The sequence below is a fragment of the Mesorhizobium sp. M7A.T.Ca.US.000.02.2.1 genome (genome assembly GCF_003996995.1).
Taxonomy (GTDB): Bacteria; Pseudomonadota; Alphaproteobacteria; order Rhizobiales; family Rhizobiaceae; genus Mesorhizobium.
This window is the reverse complement of record NZ_RZTT01000366.1, coordinates 1-6,117: the sequence shown is the minus strand read 5'-3', so window position 1 is coordinate 6,117 and position 6,117 is coordinate 1. Positions and strand designations below refer to the sequence as shown.

Here is a 6,117-nt window from a genome sequence, read left to right as displayed (position 1 = left end):
AGCCCATCCAGGCGGCGACGCGGCCGCGGTTCTCTGCGACCAGCGCCTGGTCGTCATTCGATCCGGTGCCGATGTTGAGGCCCTGGTAGATGCCGCCGGAGACACCGCCGATGCGGGTGAAATAGCCGTGGCGGATGCCTTGTGCCTGCGCCTTGTCCAGCAGCGGCGACCGAACGGGATCCGGTTTGGTCTGATTCAGCATGCGGGCGTTGTTGTCCGTGTGGGCGGTTTCGTCAATAAGAAGGTGCTTGGTCGAGAACAGGCGCTGCAAAGCGCGGACGGGAGATTGGGAGGGGCGGCGGTAAAAAGTCAATCCGCCCCGGCGAAGGGCCGAACCGCCACACCGCGAGGCAGTACCGCAAGCACCTTGAACAACTCGCCCATGGCTTGCGGCCCCGCGAGGCGCTCGACGTCGCCGGCGATCCTTTCGCGCGCCGCCTGGCCGGCATCGGCGCCAAGCCGGCCGGCGCGCTCGAGGATGCCCATGCCGAGCAGGAAGTCGCCCTGTGTCGTCAGATGGGCCTCGAGGCCATGTGCACGCACGATCGCGGCCAGGGCGGCGAAATCGACATGGGAGGTGAGGTCGGCCTCACCGGGATTAGCCAGCACATCTTCGTGATCGTGGCTGCGCAAGGCCTGCAGCGTGTCCCCGACACCCGGCTGGAGATGGCCATAGTCGAGAAACAGGCCAGCGCCGCCATGCCTGGATATGCGCTCGGCGATCGTTGCCATGAGCGCGGTGCGGGCAGGCGCCACTTCGGCGATCGAACCTTGCGGCGCTTGGGTGGCATCGGCGGGCAGCAGCGTCGGGTCGACCGAGCCGGCGCCGGCGAAGAAGCAAAGGTCGTTGGTCTCGTCGAGGCCGACCATGCGCTCGCGCCAGCCGGCGCCCGCGCGGACGTACTGGCGGATGGGCACGGCGTCGAACAGTTCATTGCCGACGATGAACATCGGTTGCTGCGGCAAGGTCTCGATGGTTTTATGCCAGCCAACCGCGAAGGGTGTGGCGCCAAGCGTCTGCTTTTGCACCTCGGTCAGGCGCGGGCTGGTCTCGATCATGGCGAAGGTGGCGCCGCTGGCCAGATCAGGATCGAGCCGCGACAGCGTACGCAGCATGTCCTTCATCAGCGTGCCGCGGCCGGGGCCGATCTCGGCGATGGTGGCCGGCAGCGGCCGGCCGCTCGCCTGCCACGCCTGGTACATCCACACGGCGACCAATTCGCCGAACATCTGGCTGATCTCCGGCGCGGTGATGAAGTCTCCGGCCGCACCAAAAGGCTCGCGCGTCGTGTAATAGCCGTCCGCCGGGTCGAACAGGCACAGCGCCATGTATTCGTTGATCGGTATCGGCCCCAGTGCCTCGATCAGGTCGACGATGCGGGTCTTCAGCCGTGTCATGCCGGCTGCGGCTGCGTCACCGGCTTGGCGGTCAGCATCGCCCAGATGCCGGCCAGTACCATCGGCGTCGACAGGATCATGCCCATGGTCAGCCAGTTGGTGCCGAGGAGATAGCCGAGCTGCTGGTCGGGCTCGCGGAAGAACTCGACAAAAATGCGCGACAGGCCGTATCCGCAGATGAAGGCGCCGCCGACGAAGCGCGGCGTCTTCAGCTTGAGGCGCGAATGGGTGAGGATGCGCAGCACGAGGAACAGCACCACGCCCTCCAGAAGCGCCTCGTAGAGCTGGCTCGGGTGACGGGTAAACGGCCCGCCATTGGGGAATTCGAAAGCCCAGGGCACGTCGGTTGGGCGCCCCCACAGCTCGGAGTTGATGAAGTTGGCGACGCGCACCAGCCCAAGGCCGACCGGCACGCCGGCCGCCACGACGTCAAACAGCGACCAGGTGCGGATGCCGCGCTTGATGGAAAACAGCGTCATGGCGAGGATGACGCCAAGCAGGCCGCCATGGAACGACATACCGCCTTGCCAGACCGCCAAGCTATCGAGCGGGTGGGCGATGTACCGTGGCAGATCATAGAACAGCACATAGCCGGTGCGGCCGCCGAGCACGACGCCGATGGCCGCCCAGACGATGAAGTCGTCGAGATCCTCCGGCTTCATCGGCAGGACGCCGTTCGGCCACAGCCTGGCATTGCTGGCAAGCCGCTTGGCATACCACCAGGCGAACAGGATACCGACGATATAGCCGACGCCATACCAGTGCACCGCCAGCGGCCCGATCTGGATGAGGATCGGGTTGATGTTGGGGAAGGGCAAGGAGGCCAGCGGCAGCAGGAAATATTCGTTCAACGGGGAACTCTCATTGCGAAACGCGTTTGCGCGCGGACCATGCGGCAGGGTTTTGGCAGGGTCAAGGCAAGGTGGGCGCCCTCGACTTGATGCCGCAGCGCGGCGCAACATGCTTGCATTCGACGCGCAGCGCCACTACGTCAATTTGTGCAAGCGCGAGGATTTGCCATGTCGACCGGACCGAACCGCATTCTCGATGAATTCGCCAAGCTGATGACCGATGCCGCCGGCGCCGCCCAAGGCGTGCGCCGGGAGGTGGAGACGGCCTTCAAGGGGCAGGCCGAACGCATTCTCAACACCATGGACGTGGTGCAGCGCGAAGAGTTCGAAGCCGCGCGCGAGATGGCCGCCAAGGCGCGGGAAGAAAACACTCGCCTTGCCGCCCGCATCGAGGCGCTCGAGGCGAAGCTTGCCGAACTGGCCGGCGACGCCACACCAGCGACGGCGGCCAAGCCGCGCACAAAAAAATAATCGTTAAACTTTTCCACATAGCCCGATCCTGAAAAGCGCTTTGCCGTGAATCGCTTAACGGCATTGCATGAATCTTTGTGACAGCGGCTTTCCACATGCGAATGACGCAGTGCGAAAAATTGGGCTGTTCACGCGACTCCCGATCAATAGACTGAATTTGTTGCATGATTCGGAGCAGGGTCATGCGACCGGGCGGTGGGGTCCGGTCTGGGGTCTTTGCGTCGAGAAGGTAGTCTTTTGCGCGAAGAAAGTCTTGGCCGTCCGAGTTCTAGACAAGATTGTTCGTTGTGTGTGCCCTCCCGCGGAGCGTGTGGCGGCGCTCGTACAGAACGACAGGAAGCATTCCATGGAACTTCTCGAACTCGAATTCTCCCGCGAAATCCATCCGGTGGACGTTATCGAGCAGGTGGCCCACAACAACGACTGGTCCTTTGAGCGGGCCGGCGACGACGAGATTTCGATCTCGGTTGCCGGAAGCTGGACCGACTATCACGTCTCCTTCTCGTGGATGGAGGATTTCGAGGCGCTGCACCTTGCCTGCGCCTTCGACATCAAGGTGCCGGAGACCCGCGCGCTGGAAGTGATGCGGCTCTTGTCGCTGATCAACGAGCAGATGCTGTTTGGCCATTTCGACCTCTGGGAGCAGGAGGGCGCGATCATGTTCCGCCAGTCGCTGCTGCTGGCCGGCGGGGTCGAGCCGTCGAGCCAGCAGGTCGAGGTGTTGCTGTCGTCGGCGCTGGAAGCCTGCGAATGCTATTTCCAGGCGTTCCAGTTCGTCGTCTGGTCGGGAACCTCGGCCAAGGACGCCCTGGCCGGCGTGCTGTTCGAGACCTACGGCAACGCCTGAGTCCCCGCAAGGCAGACAAGAACCAAGATGAGTTCGAACAGCGAGCGCAAGCCCGAGATCAGTTTTGCCGATTTCGATCGTGTCGACATCCGCGCCGGCACGATCGTCGAGGCCGAGCCGTTTCCCGAGGCGCGCAAGCCCGCATTCAAGCTGAAGATCGATTTCGGCGCCGGCATCGGCATCAAGAAATCGTCGGCGCAGATCACCAAATATTATACACCGGAGACGCTGATCGGCCGACAGGTGTTCGCGGTGGTCAATTTCCCGCCGCGCCAGATCGGTCCATTCATGTCGGAAGTGCTCACTCTCGGCTTTCCCGACGAAGAGGGCGCGGTGGTGCTCGGCGCGATCGAGCGCAAGGTGCCGGATGGCGGGCGGTTGTTTTAGGCCGCCAGCTTGCGCGCCGTTCCCAGCGCTTCCTCGACCGTGTCGAGGAACATCTCTGCACAAGCCTTCCAGCTGTAGCGCATGGCGCGTTCGCGTGCTTCGGCACGGTCTACATTGAGCGCGGCAAGCGAGGCCTCGCGCAGATCGTTGGAGACCGCGCCGCCAAAGCCGTCGCCGACAATGTCGATCGGCCCGGTCACCGGATAGGCGGCAACCGGCGTGCCGCTGGCCAATGCCTCGATGATGACGTTGCCGAACGTGTCGGTGCGGCTCGGGAAGACGAAGACATCGGCCGAGGCATAGATCTCGGCCAGTTCGTCGTTGGGGCGATGGCCGAGGAAATGCGCTTGCGGATATTTTGCCTTCAGCCTGGCAAGCTCAGGGCCTTCGCCGACGATCACCTTGCTGCCCGGCAGGTCGAGGTCGAGGAAGGCGGAGAGGTTCTTTTCGATGGCGACCCGGCCGACGCAGAGGAAGACAGGGCCGGGAAAGCCGAGATTCTTCTTCTTGTCGGGCCGGAAATGGTCGGTGTCGACGCCGCGCGTCCACGGCCGCAGCTTGGTGAAGCCGCGCGCCGAGAGGTCGTCTGCGAGCGACTGGGTGGCGACCAGCGTGCCTTGGCCGGAATTGTGGAAATCGCGCAGCCAGCGATAGGCCCAGCTTTCCGGCACCGGCAGCCGTGCGCTGAGATATTCGGGGAAGCGCGTGTGATAGCTGGTGGTGAACGGCCGGCCGGCATTGCGGCAATAGCGCCGCGCCATGATGCCGAGCGGTCCTTCGGTGACGATGTGGATGTGGTCGGCCTTGCCTGCGTCGATCAGGCGCGCGACATGGCCGGGCGTGGTCAGCGCCAGCCTGATGTCGGGATATGTCGGCAAGGGCAGGGTGCGAAAGATGTTCGGCGTCAGGAAATCCACGGCGACATCGAAAGATTTCAGCGTCTCGGTGAGCCGCTCCAGCGTGTGGACAACGCCGTTAACCTGCGGCCGCCAGGCATCGGTGACCATCAATATGCGCATGGCGGCCCTTTGCAGGAAAGGTCGACGGTTGCCTTGAGACGATGCCGGAACGGCGACCAGCCCGCTGCTCTCGCTTCGCTCCAGCGCACCCGGACGGGCACGGGGTCGAAGTGAGGCGGCAAGGCCGAATCAATTGAGGTCGCGCGCTTCATGCGCGTTCTTGATCATGGTTTCATGACGGGCGGATGAAGCCGGTTTCCACTTTTCGGTATCGCGCCGGTTATGCGGGAACCTTGATGATAGCGCGCAGTCCGCCGAGCGGGCTGTCTTCAAGGGTGATGTCGCCGCCATGGGAACGGGCGATGTCGCGGGCGATCGACAGGCCGAGCCCGGTGCCGCTGGCATCGAGGTTGCGGGCCTCGTCGAGCCGCACGAAGGGTTTGAACACGTCTTCGCGTCGGTCGGCGGGGATGCCCGGACCATCGTCGTCGATGGTGACCAGCAGCGAGCCGCGGCCATGGGTGGCGTTGACCTCCACCGTCTTGGCATAGCGGAAGGCGTTGCCGATGACGTTGGACATCAATCGGGCAAAGGCGTTCGGCCGCACATGCACATCGGGGTCTCCGGCAAGCGTCGTCGACAGCTTGCGCTTGCGCAGCCTAGCTTCCTCGCCGAGCTTTTCGAAATAGGCCTCGAGATCGAACCGTCCGGCGTCTTCCGAAGCCTCGCCACGGGCAAAGGCGAGATAGCCTTCGAGCATCGACTGCATGTCGTCGATGTCCTGGTCGAGCGCGGCCTTGGTCTCGGCCTTGCCGCCGGAAAGCGCCAACTGCAGCTTGAAGCGGGTGAGGATGGTTCGCAGGTCATGACTGACGCCGGTCAGCATGGCGGTGCGCTGCTCGATCTGGCGCTCGATGCGTTCGCGCATCTGCATGAAGGCAAAGCCGGCGCGGCGAACCTCCTCGGCGCCGCGCGGCCGGAAGTCACGCGGCATCGGCCGGCCCTTGCCGAAACTTTCGGCGGCTTCGGCAAGCATCAGGATCGGCCGGATCTGGTTGCGCAGGAAGGGAATGGCGATCATCAGGAGCACCAGCGAGGTGCCGACCATCCAGATAAGGAAGATGTGGGTGTTGGAGGCATAGGCCTGGCTGCGGCGCACGAAGACGCGCAGCACCTTGCCCTCGAGCTGCACGCGCACCTCGAC

8 protein-coding genes are annotated in these 6,117 nt (G+C 64.0%); 3 read left to right on the top strand and 5 right to left on the bottom strand.

The genetic code is table 11. The features are described 5' to 3' along the window. From EOD15_RS26555 to lgt, 3 genes are all read right to left on the bottom strand, one after another. Positions 1–202 (bottom strand): laccase domain-containing protein (locus EOD15_RS26555; protein ID WP_185929085.1); only part of this gene is annotated, 202 nt, incomplete at its 3' end. Positions 203–309: 107 nt separating this feature from the next. Then, positions 310–1,398 (bottom strand): class I SAM-dependent methyltransferase, encoded by a 1,089-nt coding sequence (locus EOD15_RS26550; RefSeq protein ID WP_127321248.1) that lies wholly within the window; start codon positions 1,396–1,398, stop codon positions 310–312. After that, positions 1,395–2,249: a prolipoprotein diacylglyceryl transferase gene (gene lgt / locus EOD15_RS26545; protein ID WP_127321249.1), complete on the bottom strand. Its 855-nt coding sequence runs from the start codon at positions 2,247–2,249 to the stop codon at positions 1,395–1,397. The genes EOD15_RS26550 and lgt overlap by 4 nt, the downstream gene beginning before the upstream one ends. A gap of 168 nt (positions 2,250–2,417) precedes the next feature. Here lgt and EOD15_RS26540 point away from each other — a divergent pair, with 168 nt between their 5' ends. The 3 genes from EOD15_RS26540 to EOD15_RS26530 all read left to right on the top strand — a co-directional run bounded on the left by EOD15_RS26540 (position 2,418) and on the right by EOD15_RS26530 (position 3,954). Next, a complete protein-coding gene (locus EOD15_RS26540; protein ID WP_013530008.1) occupies positions 2,418–2,720 on the top strand; it encodes an accessory factor UbiK family protein in 303 nt (100 codons plus the stop codon). Positions 2,721–3,066: 346 nt separating this feature from the next. Beyond that, complete coding sequence (locus EOD15_RS26535) at positions 3,067–3,567, top strand: YbjN domain-containing protein (protein ID WP_013893499.1); 501 nt, start codon at positions 3,067–3,069, stop codon at positions 3,565–3,567. A 27-nt stretch (positions 3,568–3,594) separates the two neighbouring features. Beyond that, positions 3,595–3,954, top strand: coding sequence for a tRNA-binding protein (locus EOD15_RS26530; protein ID WP_127261686.1), 360 nt, complete (start codon positions 3,595–3,597; stop codon positions 3,952–3,954). On the opposite strand, the gene EOD15_RS26525 is transcribed toward EOD15_RS26530, so the two are convergent. Further along, the gene (locus tag EOD15_RS26525; protein ID WP_127321250.1) at positions 3,951–4,973 is read right to left on the bottom strand and encodes a glycosyltransferase family 1 protein; all 1,023 of its coding nucleotides are present in this window, start codon (positions 4,971–4,973) and stop codon (positions 3,951–3,953) included. The two genes, EOD15_RS26530 and EOD15_RS26525, sit on opposite strands and share 4 nt — an antisense overlap. A 220-nt stretch (positions 4,974–5,193) precedes the next feature. Continuing rightward, positions 5,194–6,117: ATP-binding protein (locus EOD15_RS26520; protein ID WP_127408983.1), on the bottom strand; the 924-nt coding region annotated here is incomplete at its 5' end.

Coding starts and splice junctions, on each gene's coding strand:
- EOD15_RS26550 (WP_127321248.1), bottom strand. CDS start 1,398: ATGACACGGCTGAAGACCCGCATCGTCGACCTGATCGAGGCACTGGGG.
- EOD15_RS26525 (WP_127321250.1), bottom strand. CDS start 4,973: ATGCGCATATTGATGGTCACCGATGCCTGGCGGCCGCAGGTTAACGGC.
- EOD15_RS26535 (WP_013893499.1), top strand. CDS start 3,067: ATGGAACTTCTCGAACTCGAATTCTCCCGCGAAATCCATCCGGTGGAC.
- EOD15_RS26540 (WP_013530008.1), top strand. CDS start 2,418: ATGTCGACCGGACCGAACCGCATTCTCGATGAATTCGCCAAGCTGATG.
- EOD15_RS26530 (WP_127261686.1), top strand. CDS start 3,595: ATGAGTTCGAACAGCGAGCGCAAGCCCGAGATCAGTTTTGCCGATTTC.